General features: G+C 66.4%; 19 protein-coding genes. 13 read left to right on the top strand and 6 right to left on the bottom strand.

Translation table 11 applies throughout. The annotated features are described in order from the left end of the window. Window positions 1-161 precede the first annotated feature (161 nt). Window positions 162-884 (top strand): RNA-guided endonuclease InsQ/TnpB family protein, encoded by a 723-nt coding sequence (locus tag ACV7NQ_RS00540; RefSeq protein ID WP_463357766.1) that lies wholly within the window; start codon window positions 162-164, stop codon window positions 882-884. A gap of 48 nt (window positions 885-932) precedes the next feature. Here ACV7NQ_RS00540 and ACV7NQ_RS00535 read toward each other — a convergent pair whose 3' ends face one another. The 3 genes from ACV7NQ_RS00535 to ACV7NQ_RS00525 form a co-directional block, all read right to left on the bottom strand. Then, window positions 933-2,159: a cytochrome P450 gene (locus ACV7NQ_RS00535; protein ID WP_463357765.1), complete on the bottom strand. Its 1,227-nt coding sequence runs from the start codon at window positions 2,157-2,159 to the stop codon at window positions 933-935. 163 nt (window positions 2,160-2,322) lie between these two features. After that, the gene (locus ACV7NQ_RS00530; protein ID WP_463357764.1) at window positions 2,323-2,466 is read right to left on the bottom strand and encodes a hypothetical protein; all 144 of its coding nucleotides are present in this window, start codon (window positions 2,464-2,466) and stop codon (window positions 2,323-2,325) included. Window positions 2,467-2,593: 127 nt separating this feature from the next. Beyond that, a complete protein-coding gene (locus ACV7NQ_RS00525) occupies window positions 2,594-2,770 on the bottom strand; it encodes a hypothetical protein (protein ID WP_463357763.1) in 177 nt (58 codons plus the stop codon). A gap of 115 nt (window positions 2,771-2,885) precedes the next feature. Between ACV7NQ_RS00525 and ACV7NQ_RS00520 the strand changes: the two genes are divergently transcribed. From ACV7NQ_RS00520 to ACV7NQ_RS00475, 10 genes are all read left to right on the top strand, one after another. After that, window positions 2,886-4,421, top strand: coding sequence for a DHA2 family efflux MFS transporter permease subunit (locus tag ACV7NQ_RS00520; protein ID WP_463357762.1), 1,536 nt, complete (start codon window positions 2,886-2,888; stop codon window positions 4,419-4,421). A gap of 32 nt (window positions 4,422-4,453) precedes the next feature. After that, window positions 4,454-4,705, top strand: a complete 252-nt coding sequence (locus ACV7NQ_RS00515) for a VOC family protein (RefSeq protein WP_463357761.1) — start codon at window positions 4,454-4,456, stop codon at window positions 4,703-4,705. A gap of 75 nt (window positions 4,706-4,780) precedes the next feature. Next, window positions 4,781-5,716: a DMT family transporter gene (locus tag ACV7NQ_RS00510; RefSeq protein WP_463357760.1), complete on the top strand. Its 936-nt coding sequence runs from the start codon at window positions 4,781-4,783 to the stop codon at window positions 5,714-5,716. 381 nt (window positions 5,717-6,097) lie between these two features. Then, window positions 6,098-7,606, top strand: coding sequence for an ATP-binding protein (locus ACV7NQ_RS00505; RefSeq protein ID WP_463357759.1), 1,509 nt, complete (start codon window positions 6,098-6,100; stop codon window positions 7,604-7,606). Then, on the top strand, window positions 7,606-8,040 hold the full coding sequence (locus ACV7NQ_RS00500) for a roadblock/LC7 domain-containing protein (RefSeq protein ID WP_463357758.1): 435 nt from the start codon (window positions 7,606-7,608) through the stop codon (window positions 8,038-8,040). Before ACV7NQ_RS00505 ends, ACV7NQ_RS00500 begins: the two co-directional genes overlap by 1 nt. Further along, window positions 8,037-8,387, top strand: a complete 351-nt coding sequence (locus ACV7NQ_RS00495; RefSeq protein WP_463357757.1) for a DUF742 domain-containing protein — start codon at window positions 8,037-8,039, stop codon at window positions 8,385-8,387. Before ACV7NQ_RS00500 ends, ACV7NQ_RS00495 begins: the two co-directional genes overlap by 4 nt. Continuing rightward, window positions 8,362-8,967, top strand: coding sequence for a GTP-binding protein (locus ACV7NQ_RS00490; protein WP_463357756.1), 606 nt, complete (start codon window positions 8,362-8,364; stop codon window positions 8,965-8,967). Before ACV7NQ_RS00495 ends, ACV7NQ_RS00490 begins: the two co-directional genes overlap by 26 nt. A gap of 11 nt (window positions 8,968-8,978) precedes the next feature. Continuing rightward, window positions 8,979-10,211 carry a cytochrome P450 family protein gene (locus ACV7NQ_RS00485; RefSeq protein WP_463365474.1) on the top strand — a complete coding sequence of 411 codons (1,233 nt, stop codon included), beginning with the start codon at window positions 8,979-8,981 and terminating at the stop codon, window positions 10,209-10,211. Between the two features lie 17 nt (window positions 10,212-10,228). Further along, the gene (locus ACV7NQ_RS00480) at window positions 10,229-10,378 is read left to right on the top strand and encodes a hypothetical protein (protein WP_463357755.1); all 150 of its coding nucleotides are present in this window, start codon (window positions 10,229-10,231) and stop codon (window positions 10,376-10,378) included. Between the two features lie 65 nt (window positions 10,379-10,443). Next, window positions 10,444-10,701 carry a cytochrome P450 gene (locus ACV7NQ_RS00475; protein ID WP_463357754.1) on the top strand — a complete coding sequence of 86 codons (258 nt, stop codon included), beginning with the start codon at window positions 10,444-10,446 and terminating at the stop codon, window positions 10,699-10,701. A gap of 192 nt (window positions 10,702-10,893) precedes the next feature. Here ACV7NQ_RS00475 and ACV7NQ_RS00470 read toward each other — a convergent pair whose 3' ends face one another. The 3 genes from ACV7NQ_RS00470 to ACV7NQ_RS00460 form a co-directional block, all read right to left on the bottom strand. After that, window positions 10,894-12,318, bottom strand: coding sequence for an amidase (locus ACV7NQ_RS00470; RefSeq protein ID WP_463357753.1), 1,425 nt, complete (start codon window positions 12,316-12,318; stop codon window positions 10,894-10,896). Between the two features lie 342 nt (window positions 12,319-12,660). Continuing rightward, window positions 12,661-14,223 carry an amino acid permease gene (locus tag ACV7NQ_RS00465; protein ID WP_463357752.1) on the bottom strand — a complete coding sequence of 521 codons (1,563 nt, stop codon included), beginning with the start codon at window positions 14,221-14,223 and terminating at the stop codon, window positions 12,661-12,663. A 133-nt stretch (window positions 14,224-14,356) separates the two neighbouring features. Next, a complete protein-coding gene (locus ACV7NQ_RS00460) occupies window positions 14,357-15,232 on the bottom strand; it encodes an alpha/beta fold hydrolase (RefSeq protein WP_463357751.1) in 876 nt (291 codons plus the stop codon). A 769-nt stretch (window positions 15,233-16,001) separates the two neighbouring features. Between ACV7NQ_RS00460 and ACV7NQ_RS00455 the strand changes: the two genes are divergently transcribed. Together ACV7NQ_RS00455 and ACV7NQ_RS00450 are read left to right on the top strand one after the other, a co-directional pair. After that, window positions 16,002-17,231, top strand: a complete 1,230-nt coding sequence (locus ACV7NQ_RS00455) for an IS110 family RNA-guided transposase (RefSeq protein ID WP_463365473.1) — start codon at window positions 16,002-16,004, stop codon at window positions 17,229-17,231. 11 nt (window positions 17,232-17,242) lie between these two features. Next, entirely contained in the window at window positions 17,243-20,491 is a 3,249-nt protein-coding gene (locus ACV7NQ_RS00450; RefSeq protein ID WP_463365472.1) for a BTAD domain-containing putative transcriptional regulator, read from the top strand. The last annotated feature ends 668 nt before the right edge of the window (window positions 20,492-21,159 follow it).

Below are 21,159 nucleotides of genomic sequence, written 5' to 3'. Positions count from 1 at the left end.
GGTCGCTGCGCCGCGTTTTCGTTCCCGCAAGGACAATCGTCAGTCGATCAGGTTCACCCGCAACGCCCGGTTCAGTATCACGCCCGGCCGGAAGCTGAGCTTGCCGAAGATCGGCGACGTGCAGGGGCGCTGGTCACGGGAGTTACCTTCGGCCGTCGTCGGTGACGGTGATCAAGGATGCGGCTGGCAGGTACTTCGCGTCGTTCGTGGTGGAAACCGGGGAACAGCCGTTGCCGATGGTCGATTCCGAGGTCGGTATCGACCTGGGGTTGACGACGTTCGCGGTCCTGTCCGACGGCAAGGTCATCGAGTCTGCGAAGTTCCTGCGGCACGCCGAACGCAGGTTGCGGAAGCGTCAGAAGGCATTGTCCCGCAAGGAAAAGGGCAGCAAAAACCGTGACAAGGCTCGGGTCGAAGTCGCCAAGGCGCATGCCAAAGTAGCCGATACACGCAAGGATTGGGCGCACAAGCATTCCACGAGGATTATCCGTGATAACCAAGCGGTGTACGTCGAGGATTTGTGTGTCAAGGGTTTGGCTCGAACGAGGTTGGCGAAGTCTGTTCACGATGCGGGTTGGGGCATGTTCGCCCGCATGTTGGAGGAGAAAGCCGCCCGGTATGGGCGGACCTTCGGCAAAGTAAGCCGATTCTTTCCGTCGACGCAGATGTGCTCCGTGTGCGGGGCTGTCGGCGGCAAGAAGCCCCTGCATGTCCGGGAGTGGACGTGCACGTGCGGCACCGCCCACGACCGGGATGTGAACGCCGCGAAGAACATTCTGGCCGCAGGACGTGCGGACAGGTCAACGCCTGTGGAGCTGGTGTCAGTCTCGACTTCGGTCGAGCGACCGGCTGTGAAGCAGGAACCCGCCGGGAGCGCGGCGTAAGCCATGCAGACCGGAATCCCCGCCCTTCACTTCAGGGCGGGGAGGATGTCAATCGAACCGGACTTCCCAGCGCTTGATGCCATTGAGCCAGCCGGACCGCAGGTGCTCGGGCTCGGCGACCTGGCTGATATCGGGCATGGCGTCGGCGATGGCGTTGAACATCAGGTCGATCTCCAGGCGTGCCAGGTTCGCTCCGAGGCAATAGTGCGTTCCGGCGCCGCCGAAGCCGACGTGCGGGTTGGGATCGCGCAATATATCGAAGGTGAACGGTTCGTCGAAGGCGTCCTCGTCGAAATTGGCCGAGCTGTAGAACATTCCGACGCGCTGGCCCTTTTTGATCAGTTGGCCACCGAGTTCGACATCGCGGGTCGCGGTGCGCTGAAAGGCGGTCACCGGGGTCGCCCAGCGCACGATCTCATCGGGCGCGGTGCGCGGGCGTTGTTCGCGGAAGAGCTCCCATTGAGCGGGGTTGTCCACGAATGCCTTCATGCCGTGCGTGATCGAATTGCGAGTGGTTTCGTTGCCCGCCACCGACAGCAGGATGACGAAGAACGCGAACTCGTCCGAGCCGAGATGTTCGCCATCGATATCGGCATTGACCAGCTTGGTGACGATATCGTCGGCGGGGCACTTACGTCGATCCTCGGCCATATTCCAGGCATAGCCGGTCAGTTCGAGCTGCGCGGTCTGTGAGCCGCCCTTGAACTCGGGATCGTCGGAGCCGATCAGCTGATTCGACCAGGTGAACAGCTTCTTGCGGTCCTGCTGCGGCACCCCGAGTAGTTCGGCGATCGCCTGTAGCGGCAGTTCGGAGGCGACCAGCTCGACGAAATCTCCGCTGCCGTTCTTCTTCGCCTCGTGCACGATGGCCGCCGCCCGTTCGGTGAGCGCGCCCCGCAGGCTCTCCACCGCGCGCGGTGTGAATCCCTTCGTCACGATGCGGCGACTCTTGGTGTGCGCGGGCGGGTCCATATTCAGCAGGATCACCCGTTGCACGTCGATTTGTTCGCGGGTGATCTCGGGCTGGTAGCGGATGATCGCGGTATTTTCGGTCGACGAGAAGATCTCCGGATGCCGGGAAATCTCCTTGACGTCTTCGAGTTTGGTGACCACCCAGTAGCCACCGTCGTCGAATCCGCTGACGCCGTTCGGTTGTGCGTTCCACCAGACCGGCGCGGATCGGCGCAGCTCGGCGAACTCCTCGATCGGTCGGCGCGTTGCCCACAGATCTGGATCGGTGAAATCGAACCCCGCCGGTATCGACGGTGTGGCCATGGCCACCTCCAATTGAAACACGTTCTAGGCGTTCATTGAAGCACGGGAGGTCGTCCGGCGGGGCGGTTCGACGAAGCTCAATTCTTCGAGACTTCATGCACTCTCGTTCTCACCGGCCCAGCATCCTTCAGTTCGATCCTGCCGCCGAAGGCGAATTATCGACCTACTGATCGTTCTCGACAGCCGCGTCGCGACTGCCGTTGCGCCGTAGCCGCCAGGCCAACCCCACCAGCAGGGCGGCGCCGAGCAAGAGCGGCACGGTGGTGTCCGAGACCGCGTCGCCGAGCTGCTTCCCCTCGTCCTCCAAGGCAATTCGGTATCGGCGCCGAGTACTGCAGCCCGCCCATCGCGATGATCGTCCAGCTGCCGATGGCGATCAGCAGGTCGCGGTGGCCGGTCGGCGGACAGGCTTATCGCCGGACCGCAATCGTGAACTACTCGGAGCCGAAGCCCGCGAACATCTTTCGCTCGAGCGACGGGACGGCCTCGGCTACTCGGAACATCGTGCGTCCGATGGTCCGACCGATCCGGCCGTCGGAGACCGTCTGGTTGGCGGCAGTGAGCGAATCGCGTACGGCCTTGAAGCCGTAGTCGATCATCTGCGAGGACATCGCCGACGGCCAACTGCACCACGCCGACTCGGACCGGATCGAACGTTTTCGCCACGCCAATCGAAAGAACCCGAATACGCTGGTTCTTTGAGCGAAGGGATGACACCCTTAACCGGTGACCTATCCTCCGGATACGCAGTCGGGGCCAGACCCGACAAACGACAAGCTAGATGCGGCCGTGTTCAAGGTGGCAGGCGTGGTCGTGCTCGGCGCGATCATGTCGATCTTGGACATCACGGTCGTCAGCGTCGCGATCCCCACCTTCCAACGCGAATTCGACACCAGCTACGCGATCGCCGCGTGGACGATGACCGGCTACACCCTGGCGCTCGCCACCGTCATTCCGATGACCGGTTGGGCAGCCGACCGGTTCGGCACGAAGCGGCTCTACATGATGGCGCTGACGTTCTTCGTGCTCGGCTCGATCCTGTGTAGCACGGCTTGGAACATCGAGTCGCTCATTGCCTTCCGCGTGATCCAGGGCATCGGCGGCGGCATGCTGATGCCGCTCGGCATGACGATCATGACGCACGCGGCCGGTCCGCAGCGCGTCGGTCGCGTCATGGCGGTGCTCGGCGTGCCGATGCTGCTCGGCCCGATCGGCGGCCCGATTCTGGGTGGCTGGCTGATCGGCAGCTTCAGCTGGCACTGGATCTTCATGATCAACCTGCCGATCGGCATCGTCGCGCTGATCCTGGCCTTCATCGTGTTCCCGTCGGACAAGCCGGAACCCTCGGAATCCTTCGACTTCCTCGGCATGCTGCTGGCTTCGCCCGGTCTCGCGCTGTTCCTGTTCGGTGTGTCGTCGATTCCCGGCGAGGGGACAGTCGCCTCACCGAAGGTGTTGATCTCCGCGGCTCTCGGGCTCTTGCTGATGGTCGCGTTCGTCTTCCATGCGTTGCGCACCGAGCATCCGCTGATCGACCTGCACCTGTTCCGCAACAGGGCGTTGACCTTCTCGGTGCTCACCATGGTGCTGTTCGCGTGCGCGTTCTTCGGCGCGGGTCTGCTGCTGCCGACGTACCTGCAGCAGGTGCGCGGTGAATCGGCATTGCAGGCCGGTCTGCTGATCGCGCCGCAGGGCTTGGGAGCGATGCTCACGATGCCGATCGCCGGTCGCTTCGTCGACAAGATCGGTCCTGGCAAGATCGTGATTGCCGGCATAGCGCTGCTGGCGATCGGCATGTCCTTCTTCATCCAGCTCGGAGCGGACACCTCGTACGTGGCCATGTGCGCGGCGTTGTTCGTGTCCGGTCTCGGTATGGGCTGCACGATGATGCCGATCATGACCGCGGCGATTCAGACCCTGAGCCACCAGCAGGTTGCCCGCGGCTCGACGCTGATGAACATCATCAACCAGACCGCCGGATCGATCGGCACCGCGACCATGTCGGTGGTCCTGACGAACCTGCTGAACAACCAGCCGCTCGCCAGGCCCGCGATCGCGTCGAATTTCGATCCGACCATCGCGCAGAAGGTTCCGCCCGGCGCGATCCAAGAGGGTCTCAATCAGGCCGCGACCGCGTTCAGCCACACCTACATCGTGGCGCTGGTGCTCATCATCGCCACCTTGATCCCGGCATTCTTCCTGCCGCGGACGAAGCAGAAGACGCTGGTGGTCGCCGACGCACCGGCGGCCGTGGTGCACTGACCGCGAACCTCGCACGGTGCGGCCGGGCGTCGGTGTTTCCCACGCTGACGCCCGGCTATCCGCGGCCGGCCTTCCAGGCGACGCCGCAGTACAAGCCGCCGCACTTCCCGGATCCCGAGGCATCCCAGCAGATCCACCTCGACATCCTGGCCGACGACATCGAGGTTGCCGAGCCGAAGGCACTCGCAGTCGGCGCGAAACCAGTGCAGGCCAAGGAGATCGACCGGTTCCGCGTCTACTCCGATCCGGTCGGGCATACCTTCTGTCCGATCTGGCTGAGCTAGCGCGACGCCGCACGGTCGAGGCCGATGGCCGAAACTCGCTAGAAAATGTGCCGCCGCTGACTTAGCGTTCGATTGATGGTGCATGACGAACGGTCCAATGATCGGCGAGCCCTCGGCGCGGCCGCGGGCACGGTGGTGCTGTGGGCATCGGCATTCGTGTTCATTCGCGCCGCAGGGCAGGACTTTTCGCCGGGTGCGCTGGCGCTCGGTCGACTGTCGACCGCGTCGGTCACGCTGGTGGCGATTCTGGTGGTGAAGGGCGAGGGGCTACCCGCCCGCGGCGCGTGGCCGGGCATCATCGTCTCGGGCGTGCTGTGGTTCGGCGTGTATATGGTCGCGCTGAACTGGGGTGAGCAACACCTCGACGCGGGCACCGCCGCGATGGTCGTCAACATCGGTCCGGTGCTGATCGCCGTACTGGGCGGTTGGCTACTGCGGGAGGGGTTTCCGGCGCGGCTGATGGCGGGGCTGGCGGTGTCGTTCGCCGGTGCGATCATCGTCGGGTTCTCGACATCCGATGGTGGCGCCACCGCGCTACTCGGCGTCGTCCTGTGTCTGGTCGCCGCGATCGTCTGGGCCGCAGCGACGATCGCGCAGAAGCCCGCGCTCACCCATGCCTCCGCACTGCAGGCGACCACTTTCGGCAGTGTCATCGGGACGATCGCGTGCCTGCCGTTCGCGGGTCAGCTGGTCACCCAGGTGGCCGCCGCGCCGTCGTCGTCGACGCTGAGTCTGATGTACCTGGGCGTTTTCCCCACGGCGTTGGCATTCACCACCTGGGCCTACGTGTTGGCCCGTACGACGGCCGGAAAGACGGGCGTGACGACCTACGCGGTTCCAGCGCTCGTCGTGCTGATGTCGTGGCTCGCGCTCGATGAGGTACCCGGCGCGCTGACCATCGTCGGTGGCGTGCTGTGTCTTGCGGGCGTGGCGATTGCGCGGTCTCGACCCTGTATTACCCAGCCGCCCGCGGACCTGGATCCCGAGCAAGCGGGTGCGGCGTCCCGCTAGCCCGGCCGCAGCCGCAAGCTGGGCGTTCCCCGAGATCGACTCCGCCACACCGAAGCTCATGCACAAGCTCGCAGTCGTATGCAGAGAGACTTCGTGGCAATGCTGCTAGGGTGGGCGAGTCGTCGGGTCCTGGGTGCTGGTTGGACTCGCTCTGTTCGGTCTGCGATTGAGCTTGGAATCGCCTGTCCGACAGGCATTGCGAGGTCGAATGCGTAGACCTCCGGAGCCTCGCTGGAGCTCTGGTCCTCCGACGCAACCTCATTCGACGAGGGTTACTCATGGTCGGCGCCGCGAGGAAGGTGAGACGAAGCGCTGTGGCAGCAGGCTGTGGCATCACGCGGAATCAGTCGTCGCGTCCGACCGCCAACGACGAGAGAGCTGATGAATCAAGATATCGCCGTGGTGCTTTCATGGATCCTCGCCGCCGCGCTCGTGCTGGCTGTGGCGGCGGCGTTGTGGGCACTGCAGTTCGCCAGAACGCAGCGGGCCCGCGCCGACGCGCTGATGCAGCAGAATCGAGCGCTCGAGGGAGCCGTCGAGCATCTGGCGGCCAACACATTGCCATCGGTGGCGGAGTCGGTCCGCCACGCCGACGTTCCGATGCCCGCGGTCGACGTGCCGGTGGGTATGGAGCATTCGCTGTTCGCGCAGTGCCTGCGGTGGATTGCCGAGCGTTATGCCGATGACCTGAGACTCGTGCACGCCGAGACGCGGGAGACGATCCTGCGCGAGGCCGAGGACAAGGCACATGAGTCCGAGGAGAACGCCAGGGCGGCGGTCAAGACCGCCCAGGAGTCCGCGCGCGCCGAGGTCGAGAACTCCTCGCGCGCGGCCACCAGTGCGGCGGTGCGCTCCTTCGGCACGTCGGTGGTCAGCCTCGGCGCGGATGTCAGCCAAGTGGTCAGCGCCGCGCTGCGCGAGCATCGCGACGACGAGGTCTACGCCACCCTGACCCGCATCGACCACACCGTGCAGCAGATGCTGCGGCAGGCGCAGTCGTATGTGATCGTGTGTGGCGGTCTGCCCGGTCGACGCTGGCCTGCGCAGTCGCTCACCGATGTGGTCGGAGGCGCCACCGGCCGTGTCCGCGACTACCTGCGGGTGCGGCCCAGCCAACTCGACCGCGTCATCATCAGCCGGGCGGTGGAACCCCTGGTGCACACCATGGCGACCCTGCTCGACAATGCGTTGCGCTACTCCCCGCCAACGTCTTTCGTGGACATTAGTTTTCAGGAGGGCCACCACGGCGTCACCGTCATCATCGACGATGCGGGCGTGCGGATGAACTCCGAGCAGATGGAGGAAGCCAGGCAGGTGCTCGCGCACGAACGCCCGGTCGACATCCACCAACTCGGCCCGTCGCCAAGGGTCGGTTTCCCCGGTATCGCGGCGCTGGCCCGCCGCTACGGGTTCACCGTCTACATCGATGGCCCCAACATCTACGGCGGTATGCGCGCGATGGTCTACATCCCCGAGGCCCTGCTCGTCGCACAGACCGCGGCCGACGAGAGCGCCGCCACGTCCCAGCCCGCCGCGACGGCCGCGCCAGTCGCCGAGACGCCGCGCGAGGAGGCACCGGTACCCGTGTCCGCTGGGATACGGGAGCAGCCGCTCGCCGACGAGCCTTTCACCATGCACGAGATCACCAGCGGAGGTCTGCCCAAGCGGCGGCGTCGGGCGGCCGCGTCGATGCCGGCGCCGACAGCTCCGCGCATCACCTCGACCGAACCCGAGGTCGTACTGGCTCGGCCCGATATCGCGGCCGCCTGGCAGACCGGCTCCAAAAGCGGTCGGGCCGCGGCCGGCGAGAGCACTGATACCGCTGGCGAAGGTATACCGGTTATTCGCAACTCCACCCCATCCGACCACACCGAAGGGATGACATCCTGATGGGCACACCGATTACGGCGGGGGCCGACAGCGCCAACAAACTGGGTTGGCTACTCGAGGATCTCAACGCTCCGGGTGTCAGATTCGCGGTCTTACTGTCAGATGACGGCCTGCGCATCGCGCACTCCGGCGGTGTGTCTAAGGATGACGCCGAACGTTTCGCCGCCGCCGCATCGGGTCTGCGGTCGCTCGGCAAGGCGCTCGGCGAGTTCTGCGGCGGCTCGAATAACGGTGTGCGGCAGAACATGACCGAATACGACGAGGGCATGATCCTCATCACCGCCGCTGGCGAGGGCGCACTGCTCGGCGTCTCCACCACGGCGGAGACCGATGTCGGCCTGATCGCGCACCGCATGAACGAGCTCGCCGCCCGAGTGGGGCACGAGCTCGGTAGCCAGCCGCGGGGGAGGGCTGATAGCGGCGGCCTTCCGTGAGCGGCTCGCGGCGTGATCCCGATCTGGTCCGCGCATATGTGCGGACCGGCGGGCGGACGCGTGCCAGTCGCGAATTGGATCTGGTCACTTTGGTTCTCGCCGCAAAGGACCCACCACCTGGCGCCAGTCCGGACGCGCGCCAGGTGCTGAATCTCTGCAGTCGCCGCAGCGCGCTCTCGATCGCCGAGGTCGCGGCCTATCTCGATCTGCCGCCCTCGGTGGTGAAGATCGTCATTTCCGATCTGCTCGATACCGAGCACCTGGTCATACCCACCCCGGCGGCTGTCCTGCCGGAAATCTCTTTGCTGGAGGAGGTACTCAATGGGCTCCGTGCTCTCCCGGCCTGAGCGCGCCGTCGACTATGTGCCCGACACTGTGACCAGGTCGGTAAAGCTCTTGGTGGCAGGCAATTTCGGTGTCGGCAAAACCACCTTTGTGAACAGCATCTCGGAGATCAAGCCGCTGCGCACCGAGGAGACGATCACCGAGGCGAGCGTCGGCGTCGACGATATGGCGGGCCTACCGGGCAAATCGCAGACCACCGTCGCCATGGATTTCGGCCGCATCACGCTGAATCCCGAACTCGCGCTGTACCTTTTCGGTACCCCGGGCCAGAAGCGGTTCGTGCCGCTGTGGGAGGAGTTGGCGCGCGGTGCACTCGGCGCATTGGTGCTTGTGGACACCCGGCGCATCGAGAAGGCCGACGAGGTGCTGTCGGTACTCGAGGAGCGCGGCGTTCCGTATTCGGTGGCGGTCAACCAGTTCCAAGGCGCCAAGCCGTATCCGCTCGAAGAGATCCGGGACGCGCTCGACCTGGCGGCCGGCACCCCACTGACATCCCTCGACGCACGTAATAGGGGTACGTGCCTGCGGTCCTTGATCACGCTCGTAGAATTCCTGTTTCAGCGTCTGGAGTCACGTCGTTGACCCGGCAGCACATGCGATCCGGCAGCCCCATGCCGCACGGATCGCCAATCGATACCGACGGCCCCCGAGTTTCGCTCTACTCCGAAGAATTCGCGCAAGACCCACACCGCGCCTATCGCGATATGCGCCGCCAGCACGGCTCGCTGGTACCGGTGGAGCTGTCGCCCGGCGTGCCGGCCACCCTGGTGATCGGATACCACGTAGCCATAGGGATTCTCAACGATCCCGACCACTTCCCTGCCGATCCGCGCGCCTGGCAGCAGAACGTGCCAGGTGAGTGCCCCGTCCTGCCCATGCTGGAGTGGCGGCCGAACGCGCTGCGCAGCGCCGGTCTGGAGCACGCCAGGTACCGGCAGGCGAATACCGCCAGTATCAACGAGGTCGATCGGCACGCACTGCACGACATCGTGGAGAAGATCGCGATCCCACTGGTCAACACCTTCTGCGCCGACGGTGCGGCCGACCTGATCAGCCAGTACGCCTTCCCGCTCAGCTTCGAGGTGCTCAACACCATGCTCGGTTGCACGCCGGAGATCGGGCATCAGGTGGCGATGGGGATGGCGGCGATCTTCGAGGGCGTGAACGCCGACAAGGGCAACGCGATGCTCACCGACGCGCTGCTGGAACTGGTCACCATGAAGCGGGACGCACCCGACGACGACATCACCTCGCGGCTGCTCGGGCACCCGACCGGGCTCGACGACGTGGAGATGATCCACCAGTTGGTCACCCTGTACGGCGCGGGCATCGAGCCGCAACAGAATCTGATCGTCAACACGCTGCTGCTGATGATGACCGACGATCGGTTCGCCGGAGCATACCTCGGCGGCAGCCTGTCCACCCGCGACGCCCTCGACGAGGTGCTGTTCACCGACCCGCCGATGGCCAACTATTGCGTCTCCTATCCGAAGCAGCCGATCCTGATCGACGGTATCTGGCTACCCGCGCACCAGCCGGTCGTCATCAGCATGGCCGGGTGCAACAACGACCCCGCCATCGGCTCCGGGGGCTACACCGACAATCGCTCGCATCTGGCATGGGGTGTCGGGCCGCACGCCTGCCCTGCCCGATCGATCGCGTACCTGATCGCGCAGGATGCCATCGATCAACTGCTCGATGCACTGCCCGAAATGCAACTTGCCGTGGCTGCCGAAGACCTCAGCTGGCGGCCGGGTCCCTTCCACCGAGCACTGGTCTCCTTGCCTGTCGTCTTCCCCGAATCCCCACCGTTGCCAGTGTTTTAGGTGTTAAGGAGATCCCGATGGACCTACAACCAATTGCCCTGGACCCCACGGGCACTGACATCCAGGGTGAGTCCGCGCGTATTCGTGAGCGTGGACCGGTCACACTGGTCGAGTTGCCCGGTGGCGTGCGGGTGTGGTCGGTGACCGATGCCGAACTGCTGAAGTAACTGCTCATCGACGCCCGGGTGTCGAAGGACGCCAGCCAGCCTGGCCCGCGTTCATCAATGGTGAAGTGCCGCAGGACTGGCCGCTGTTCCTGTGGGTGGCGGCGAAGCGGGCCTCGAAGGAGCATTTGGCCTTCGGTTACGGCGTCCATCACTGCCTGGGCGCACCGTTGGCCCGGCTCGAGGCCACCGTCTCGCTTCCGGCCATCTTCAAGCGCTTCCCGAACATGCGTTTGGCCGCGGATCCGTCGGAGTTGGGGACCGTGGCGAGCTTCATTTCGAACGGGCACGGGCAGGTGCCGGTGTATCTGGAGGCGGCGCAGTAGCCGCTTCGTGAAATAGCAGCCCCTCTGAGGTCGGTCGGACGGGCTTCGTCACCGCGCTCTCGGGGAATCAGGTTGTCGGCGCGCGTCGGCACATGGAGGAGACGGATGGAACTGGACCTGATGCCCGACCGCAACCCGCTCGAATTCACCGAACAGGTTGTCGAACTGGTAGCGCGGGTGGCCGCGATTTAGTCAAGCCGGATCGAGAGTGGGCCAGCGGTCGGCCCAGGGGCGTACTTGTTCGAGTTGCGTTGCGACGCGCAGGATTCCGAGTTCGTCATTGGGCCGGCTGACCAGTTGGACGCTGAGGGGCAGCCCTGTCGTCGACCAACCTGCGGGAATCGCGGCGGCGGGGTTGCCGCAGACGTTCCAGAGTGCGGTGTAGCTGGTCATGGGCACGCTACGCAGCAGGGCGCGCAGCACCCCGACGCCGTCGAGTCGGCCGACCGGCCCGGGGAGATGTGGCAGTGTCGGAGTCAGCAGCAGATCGTAGCTGTCGAAGACGCGGTTGACGGTCGCGGCGACCTGCTCGCCGCGACGTTCGGCCCAGCGCAGTACGGGTTGCGGCGCGACGACGCGGGCGGCGGCGGCGATCCTGCGGGTCCGGCCCTCGAGCAGGTCCGGGCGATCAACCCGGTCGGCCTCTTCCCTGATCCCGCCGAGGAATTGGGGGACGAAGGCCGATGTCACATCGGGGTAGCGCGGATCGAAGTCATCGACGTGATAGCCGAGCCCGGCGAGTGCGTCCGCAGTCGCGCGAACGGCCCCAACGCATTCCGCATCGGGCCGGATTCCGGGCACGGCAGACCGGAGGGATACCGCGATCCGCAGCGGGCCGGGGGGTTCGGTTGCGGTGAAGCTGGTTTCGGGCGCCTGCCAGCGGTCCACCGCGTTGCTGCCGCTGATGATTCCGTAGAGCAGGGCGCTGTCGGCCACGGTCCGAGTGAGCACGCCCAGCGTGCCGAGCGCCCGCCACAGGTCGCAATGTGGTGCGGTGCTGACGCGGCCCCGCTGCGGTTTGAGACCGAACAGGCCGCAGCACGCCGCCGGTATCCGGATCGAGCCGCCACCATCGCCACCGGTGGCGGCCGCGACGATGCCCGCCGCGATGGCCGCAGCGGAGCCACCGCTCGAGCCGCCGGTCGTCCGGGTAGGGTCCCACGGGTTGCGGGTGTAACCGTGCGCCGCCGATTCGGTGAACGGCCAAGTGCCGAACTCCGGCAACGTGGTTTTACCGACGATGATCGCCCCGGCCGCCCGTAGCCGTCGCACAAGCTCGGCATCGGCCGGGGCGGGCGCGGTATTGCCCGCGCCGCCGAACGTGGTCGGCACCCCCGCGACATCGACCTCGTCCTTGATCGCGATCGGCACCCCGTGCAGCGGCCCGAGTTGCACCCCGCGCGCCTGCTGATCATCGAGCTCGCGAGCCTGGGCCAGCGCCTGATCGGTGAGCACCCGAGTGAACGCGTTCAACCGTGGCTGTAACCGCTCGATCCGAGCCAGCGTCTGCTCGGTCAGCTCGACGGCCGTCACCTTGCCGGACCGGACTGCCTCGGCCTGCGCCGCCACCCCGGTGTAGGCGAGCTTCTCGCCACGCTTACTCGTATCCTCGCTCATCGCGTTCCTCTCGGTCCCGGCGACGGAATGCGACGAAAGACGCGCCGGCGCGGCTCACTGGACGAATGCTCAGCTGCTGAGTACACGCCGCTGCGGCGCACGTGTCAACATCGGCCGGATCTCAGTCCTCGCTGCTGTCCCGATCCCCGATAACCGCGGCAGAGCGGGATCGGCGGAGGTGAGGCGGTCCACTTCCTCGCCGCCGGTGCACTGGAACAAGCCCACGGTCACGCGGCTCGATCGCCTGACGATCACGCGCCACACAGCTCCCGAGTCCTACGCGGTCGACAGGATTGGGCCCGCCGCCGCTGAGCTGGCCACCGGCGGCAGGCCTTGACCGTGTCAGGCGCTGACGGGCGCCTCATCTTCGGACGCGCCCGCGTCCGGTTCCGCGAACGTGCGCTTGGGTCCGGTGAACCAGCGCTTGGCAGACACCAGCCACCAGAGCCCGATCGCGCCGACTACGACGACGAGGGTTATCGGCGCGTAATTCACGGTGTTCCAGGTGAATTCGTTATTCCACGGATAGCCGCGGTCGTCGGTCGGCAGGATGAACAGCAGGCTGATGAACACGATCCAGACCAGCGCGATGATGCCGATCGGTCGATACCAGGAGCCGAGTTGCCAAGGACCGGTGTGGAATCGGCTGCCGCGCAGCTGGCGCAACAGGATCGGGATGCCGTAGGCGATATAGAGGCCGATGGTGGCGACCGAGGTGGCCGCGGCATAGGCGGTCGGTGCGTTCTCGGCGGGAACCAGCATCGATGGAATCAGCAGGACGAACGCGAAGAACGAAATGAACAGCACCGCGTTCACCGGCACCTTGCGCGCCGAAAGTTTCGACCAGAGCGCCGATCCCGGCACCGCGCCGTCGCGCGAGAACGCGAACAGCATGCGGGAGGCGGAGGTGACCGAGGCGTATCCACAGAACAACTGCGCGATGGCGGCGATGAGCAGCAGCAGGCCCGACCAGAACGAATTCAGCGAGTTCTGCAGAATGTAGATGACCGGATAGCCGCTGTTCTTCGCCGGATCCAGGGCATCGTCGAGATTCGGGATGGCGAAGGTCACCGCCATGATGAGCAGATAACCTGCGACGGCCGACACGATGATCGTGTTGATGATGCCCTTCGCCGCCGTCCGCGCCGCATCGTGCGTTTCCTCCGACATATGGGCGGACGCGTCGTATCCGGTGAAAGTATATTGGGCGTGCAGCAATCCGAGCAGGAAACTGAACGCCACCCCGCCGAACCCGACCGCGCTGTTGTCGACGGTTTGGGTGAACACGAACCCGACGCTCTGATGGTTGCTCGCCCCGAACCCGAGCACGATCACGAAGATCGCCACGCCGCCGACGTGCCACCAGGCCGAGACGTTGTTGATCACCGCCGACAGGTGCGGACCGATCGCGTTCAGCACGGCGTGCAGGACCAGGATGACGATGTAGACCACAAAGATTGCGGTGCGGTCGGTTCCGATGTCGATACCGATCACGTTCAGCACCGCGGTGGTGAAGATAGCGGCGCCGTAGTCGATCGCCGCGGTCACCGCGATCTGGCCGATCAGGTTGAACCACCCGGTGAACCAACCCCACACCGGACCGCCCAACTCGGACGCCCACCAATAGAGGCCGCCGGACGTCGGGTAGGCGGAGGCCAATTCGGCCATCGCCAGGCCGACGAACAACACCATCACCGAGACCAGCGGCCAACCCCAGGCCATGGTGATGGGCCCGCCATTGGCCAAACCGATTCCGTAACTGGCCAGTCCGCCGGTCAGGATGGAGACGATGGTGAAGCTGATGGCGAAGTTCGAGAACCCCGACCAGGATCTGGATAGTTCTTGCTTGTAGCCGAGTTCGGCGAGCCTGCGTTCGTCATCGGATGGTGTGTGGGCTTGGGTCATTTTTGCTCCCGGGTGAAAACGCTGCCCTCATACGGCGTTTGCCAGAAGATAAGTGTGAAGTGAACGCGGGTCAATCGCAGGAAAACATCGAAACCCGGCGGATTCGCGATCGACCCGCGCCCGTTACTCGGCGCTACCGACCCAGGAGGGCGCGTACCGCTTTGACGACATCGGCGGGTGCTTCTTCGGCCATGAAATGCCCGTAGGCGACCGTGGTGTGCTCCAGCTCCGGCGCCAAGGCCCGCCACCGGGCGGCACCGTCGAAGCCGAGCGCTGCGCCCCAATCCTGTTGCAGCACAGTCACCGGCATGCGCAGCAGGTTGCCCGCCTCGCGGTCGGCCGTGTCGTGTTCGATATCGATTCCGGCCGATGCGCGGTAGTCGGCGACGATCGAAACGACGGCTTCCCGGGAGGATCGCAGGTAGTCGGCGCGCACGTCGGCGGGAATCGCCTCCGGATCCTGCGTCCAGATATCGAGGAAGTGGCCGAAGAACGCGTCGGCGCTCGCGGCGATCATCTGCTCGGGGAGGCATGGAGGCTGCGCCATCAGGTACAGGTGGAAGCCGACCGCCGCGCTCGTTCCGTGCATCACGTCCCAGGTGTCGAGGGTGGGCAGGACGTCCAGCGACGCCAAGTGGGTGATCGTGTCCGGGTGATCGAGCGCGGCACGGATCGCGACCAGGGCGCCGCGATCGTGACCGACCAGCGCGAACCTGTCGTGGCCGAGTGCTCGCGCCACCGCGACGATGTCGGCGGCCATGGTGCGCTTCGAGTACGTCTCGCCGGTGTCGACCGGCTTGTCGCTGTCGCCGTAGCCGCGCAGATCCGGGCAGATCACGGTGTGATCGGCGGCCAGGTCGGCGGCGACGTGCCGCCACATCAGGTGCGTCTGTGGGAAGCCGTGCAGCAGCACGATCGGGCTGCCGGAGCCGCCGACAGCGACGTTCAGCGACACACCCCCACCGGCCTCGATCCGCTGCTGTTCGAATCCGACGATCTTCGATGCCATGTTCGGTCCTTTCGCTCTGTTTCGGCTGTCCGGACCAGCGTGCGAGGTGGCGGTCAGCGTTGGATCAGCACCGACTGAGCAGCCGGGCCGGCATCGACCTTGGAGCGCGGCAGTGCCGACCGCGGGCGTGCAGTTCCGACCGGTTGGCGTGCGGTCCCGACGACCGGGCGTCGTGTGGCGACGACCGGGCGTCGTGTGGCGACGACCGGGCGTGCTGGCGACGATGGGGTGCGGTGCTGACGAGGGGCGTGCGGTGCGGACCACGGGGACGCGCGGTGTCGACCGGGTGGCGGGGAGTGTCGAGCCGGGGACGCGTGGTGCCGACCGGGTGTTGGCGGGTAGTGCCGATCGAGTGGTGGTGAGGGCGGTCGGGAGTGTTCTGTGCGTGTCGTTGTTGAGAGCACGGTTCACGACGATCGGAGAAACACGCCTTAGATTGGGATGTTGTGATGGCGCCGTGGTGACGTTCGGTGTGCTCGGTCCGCTTGTTGCGGTGGACGAGCACGGCTCGGTCGACCTAATGAGATGTAGCGGGTCGGTCGATCGGGCAGACTCGCTACTGGTAGCGGCTGGTAGGTGAGCACTGATTGGCCCCGGACTTCGAGTCCTGCTTTGAGATCGTGCCCCTGCCGGTCGGCCGGGAGAAATGGATCGCTGATGGGATGTCGTGCCTGCCGCATGACGGCGTGAGCACCGATTCATTAGGTCGCCGACGTTCTCCCGCACGCTGCCGGATTTGGTGTCCGACAACGATGAAGAGGGAACAGCTGTGCTGCTGGTCGGTGATGACTGGGCCGAGGACCACCACGATGTCGAGCTGATGGATGAGGCCGGGAAACGGCTGGCCAAGGCTCGATTACCGGAAGGGATCGCCGGGATCACCCGGCTGCACGCCATGATCGGTGAACACCTCGGCGACGACGCCGATGCCGCGCAGGTACGGATCGGGATCGAAACCGATCGTGGCCCGTGGGTCGCGGCGTTGATCGCGGCCGGCTACACGGTGTACGCGGTGAACCCGTTGCAGGCGGCCCGGTTCCGGGAACGCCGCAGCGTTTCGGGTGCGAAGAGCGATGCCGCCGACGCGCATACCCTTGCCGACATGGTCCGTACCGACGCGCACCAGTTGCGTCCGGTCGCCGGGGACAGTCCCGCCGCAGAAGCGGTGAAAGTTGTTGCGCGAGCACATAAAACGTTGATCTGGGAACGCACCCGCCACACGCAGCGGTTACGGTACGCGTTGCGGGAGTACTTCCCCGCCGCTTTGGAAGCGTTCGACGACCTCGACGCTCCCGACGCCCTGGAGCTGCTCGGCAAGGCACCCGACCCGGCCGCCGCGGCGCGGTTGTCGCTCAACCAGATCCGGGCCGCGCTGAAGCGGGCCGGCCGCCGCGGCGACCTCGACGCTAGAGCCGCCCGTATCCAGGCAATCCTGCGCAGCGAGCAGCTGGGCCGCAACCAGGTCATCGCGGCGGCCTACGCGGCAGGGACCCGCGCCGCGGTCGCGGTCCTGGCCACCCTCGACGAGCAGGTGAAAGTCCTGCAAGGGGAGGTCGAGGCCCATTTTGGCCGGCACCCGGCCGCTGAGATCATCTTGTCCCAGCCAGGACTGGGCAAGATCCTCGGCGCCCGGGTGCTCGCCGAGTTCGGGGACGACCCCACCCGCTACGCCAGCGCCAAGGCCCGCAAGAACTATGCCGCGACCAGCCCCATCACCCGCGCCTCGGGGAAAATGAAGGTCGTCGCGGCCCGGTTCGTGCACCAAGACCGGCTCGTCGACGCGCTGATGGCCCAAGCATTCAGTGCGCTCAACGTATCGCCGGGAGCCCGCGCCTACTACGACAAGCAACGCGCCCGCGGCCTAGCCCACCGTGCCGCCCTGCGTCAGGTCGCCAACCGGCTCGTGGGCATCCTCCACGGCTGCCTCAAATCCGGAACCCTCTACAACGAGACCACCGCCTGGACACACCACACCCAAGATCAACAAGCCGCAGCTTGACAAGCTAAGCCCTGGGATGTCTCAAAGGGCCCCGGCATCGGGCGGTGTTGGCGCGGCTGCTGGTCGCCAGGGGCGCGATCGTCCCGGTCCAACGGCTGGTCGACGACCTGTGGGACGACCCGCCCGAGGCCGCCGTCGGCGCCGTGCAAACCTTCGTTGCCGCGCTGCGCCGCGCCATCGAACCCGACCGGCCACCGCGCAGCCGCGCCCGAGTACTGGTAACCGAAGCCCCCGGCTACGCACTGCGCGCGACTGCCGACGCCGTAGACGCCTGGCGCTTCGACACCACGGTCGCTGTCGCCCGCGACCTGCTGGCCGCCGGACAAGCGTACGCCGCCCGCGCCGAACTGAACGAGGCTCTCGCCCTAGGGCGTGGCCCCGCCTACGCTGAGTTCGCCGACGAACCCTGGGCGCGGGGCGAAATCTCCCGCCTGAGCGAACTGCGACTACTCGCCGTGGAGTCGCGAGCCGCGGCGAATCTGATGCTCGGCCGGGCCGGAGATGTCGTTCCCGACCTGGAAACCCATGTGCTGGAACATCCTTGGCGCGAGGACGCCTGGCGCCTACTCGCCCTCGCCCTCTACCGAACCGGCAGACAAGCCGACGCCCTCGCCCTACTACGCCGCGCCCGCGCCGCCCTGATCTCCGAGCTCGGCATAGACCTCGGCCCCGCCTTGCGTGAGCTCGAGACCGACATCCTCGCCCAGGCACCACATCTCACCGCCCTGAACGAGCAGAACCAGCCCAACACTGGCGTCCATGTGGGGCGCTCGACTAGGCAGCCGGTGCTGGACAGCGCAGGGGAGACCAGGCGGCTAGTGGGGCGCATGGCGGAGTTGGCACAGCTCGAGACGGTCGCCGACGCCATTGCGGTGCGACGCGAGCTCGGATTGGTGCTGGTTTCCGGTGCGGCCGGTGCGGGCAAGACCGCGCTCGTCGCCGCGCTGGCCGAACGGCTGGCGGGCTGGACGCTGGCGCGTGGCCGCAGCCCTGATGACGAAGGCGCACCGGCACTGTGGCCGTGGACGGAGATTCTGAATTCCCTCGCAGACCAGCGCCGCGGCTGGATAAACCCGGTACCCGCCGCGGCACCCGGTCCGCCCATAAACCCTGCGGCGCGGTTCCATATGCACCGCGCCGTCGCCACCTACTTGGCGACCACTGCCGAGCAAGCGCCGCTGCTGCTGGTCCTCGACGATTTGCATTGGGCCGACGCCGATACGCTTGCCCTGCTGACCTACATGGTCACCGAGCCCGCGCCCGGACCGGTACTGATTGCTGGCACCTACCGCATCAATGAGATCTCCCCGGCCCTGGCCGACGCGCTCGGCCGCTGGGCGCGCGCCGAACCCGTCCGGATCTACCTGGATGGGCTGTCCGAACAGGCCGTTCACGAATTGGTCTGTGCCACTACCGGTTACGAAGTTCCCAGCGCGACAACGCGCCTGCTTTATCAGCGCAGCGGTGGCAACCCGTTCTTCGTGCGCGAGCTCGCCCGCGCACTCGACACCGAGGGGGAAACGGCGCTGTCGTCGGTTCCGGCGGGCGTGCGCGAGATCATCCGGCACCGGCTGGCCGCACTGCCGGACGCGCAGCGGACAGTCCTGCACCAGGCCGCGGTCATCGGGCGCGATATCGAATTGGACCTGCTGATGCCGCTTTCCAGCGATGAGGAACTGGTGTTGACCGCCATGGAATCGGCGCTGCTCATGGGTTTCGTGGTGGAGAACGGGGCCGACCGATTGGGGTTCGAGCACGACCTGGTGCGTGAAACCCTCTACCAGGATGTGGCACGCCCGCGTCGAGCGCGCTGGCACGCCCGCGTGGCCGAGACGTTGGAAGGCTTGCGGCCCAACGATATCGAGGCATTGGCCCATCACTTTCTCCGGGCCGAGAGCCGGTCGACAGCGGCCCGAGCCGCCGGTTACTCGCGGTCTGCCGCCGAGCAAGCCGAGCAGCGTTTCGCCCCGCACGTGGCAGCGCGACTGTGGCAGGAAGCGATCACGGCGCAGGACCGCACCGGCATCGACGATCCGCGAGCACGCCTGGAGTTGGTGGTCGGATTGGCGCGGACTCTGGCTGTCACCGGTCAGCTGAAGAGCACTCGTCGCCACATGCTGGCGGCGATCACAGCCGCCCGCGGGCTGGATGACCCCGAACTCACGGCGCGACTCATCGGCGCCTACGACGTCCCTGCGATCTGGACGACCAGCGACGACCCGGCCCTCGCAGCGCATGTCGTGGCGATCGCCGAGCAGACGCTCGCCGCCTTGCCGGAAGAGCTGGCTGAATTGCGCTGCCGACTGCTCAGCACGATCGCGCTGGAACTGCGCGGCACCGTCAGTGATCGCGGCCGTGCCGCCGCCCGCGAGGCCGAGGCCATTGCCCGCGAGCTCGGCGACCCGTCGTTGCTCGCCTACGCGCTCAACGCCCGATTCATGCAGGAATTCGAGCACGCCGGGATGGCGGCGCAACGCGCACGCATCGGCACCGAACTGGTCGAGCTGGCCGCCCGCCACCGCCTGGTCGCCTTCGAAGTCCTCGGACACCTCATTCTGCTGCAATCCCATTGCGCACTAGTTGATTTCGATGCCGCCGACGTGCACGCCGACGCCGTCGACCGGCTCGCCGAACAGTTCGAGATCCCGCTCGTCGGCATCTTCACCCGGTGGTACGCCGCCCTCCGAGCGGTCGTCGGCGGGCGCTTGGCCGAAGCCGAAGCCGCCATCGGCACAGCCACTATCGCCGTCGGCGCCGCCGAGATGCCCGGCCTGGAACACGGTCTGCGCGCGCTGTCCCTGCTGTGCCTACGCATCCAACAGGGCAGTCGTCTCGATCCCGACGAGCCAATGGGCTGGGGTCCGTACCGCCGCTGGACCGAACCACTGCTCCTGCTGGCCGCGGGCCGCCGCACAGACGCCGAGGCGGCCGCCGAAGCCATCCCGGATGCGCCCCGCGACCTGCTCTACGAAGCTCGCCTCTGCCTCGCCGCCCGGACCGCGCTCGCCGTCGACGACCGAGGGGCGGCCGAGCGGATCTACCGAGCCCTGCTGCCCGCCGCCGCCGAGTTGGCCGGGGCGGGCAGCGGCGTACTCACCCTCGGCCCGGTCGCCTGCTACCTCGGCGAACTCGCTACCTACCTCGGCAGCCCCGACGACGCCGAACGCCACTACTGGCAAGCGCTCGAGATAGCGGCGAAGGCCGAAGCGCCACAATGGCTCGACGCCGCTAAGGATGCACTCCAGCGCCTCGATCGATAGTCGACCAGCAGGTACGGGCGATCCCGCTGACCGTCAACACCCGATGTTGCCCGAAACGAGTGACCAGCGGCCGGGTCAGTCGTGAACCGATCAGTCCGCCGACGCACGGAGCGCCGAACGCCAGCCCGTACTGCCAGGTCGCGCAGGAGCAGCGCGGCAAGCAACGGAGGGGTGGCCGTGATCAGACCGTTGACCAGGCTCGTGTTGATGAACAGCGGCCGCAGTTGTCGGTGACGAAGGATGAATCGCCACCCTTCGAAGATCTCATCGGCCGCGACGCGCCGTGTCGCCCTCGCCGCAGGCAACGGCTCTGTGCTCCGGATCGCGCGGATGCCAAGCGCCGACAGCAGATAGCTCGCGGCGTCCACCACGACGGTCGTCACCGGGCCGAGCAAACCGATCGCGGCGCCGCCCAAAGGAGGTCCGACCGCGTTGTGGTTCGGCCCGTGGACCTCGAGGCGGTACGCACGTTCGTCGTCGTCGCCGACGGCCCGCCCGGCTTCGGCGAGGCTATTTGTCGCCATGGGAGAAGTAGGGAGCTTGCGAGCAGTGTGGCGGCTGCGCATCCGATGGCGACGCGGGTGCTGGAGTATTCAACCCCGTCTTGGCTCGTGGTCATATTGGGCGTCCCTCTCTTCGGCATCACCGGATCGCCGCCGGTGGTTACC

This window comes from Nocardia sp. Tas62D01, assembly GCF_055232035.1.
The sequence above is the reverse complement of the archived record's forward strand: the minus strand, read 5'-3'. Positions and strand labels throughout refer to the sequence as shown.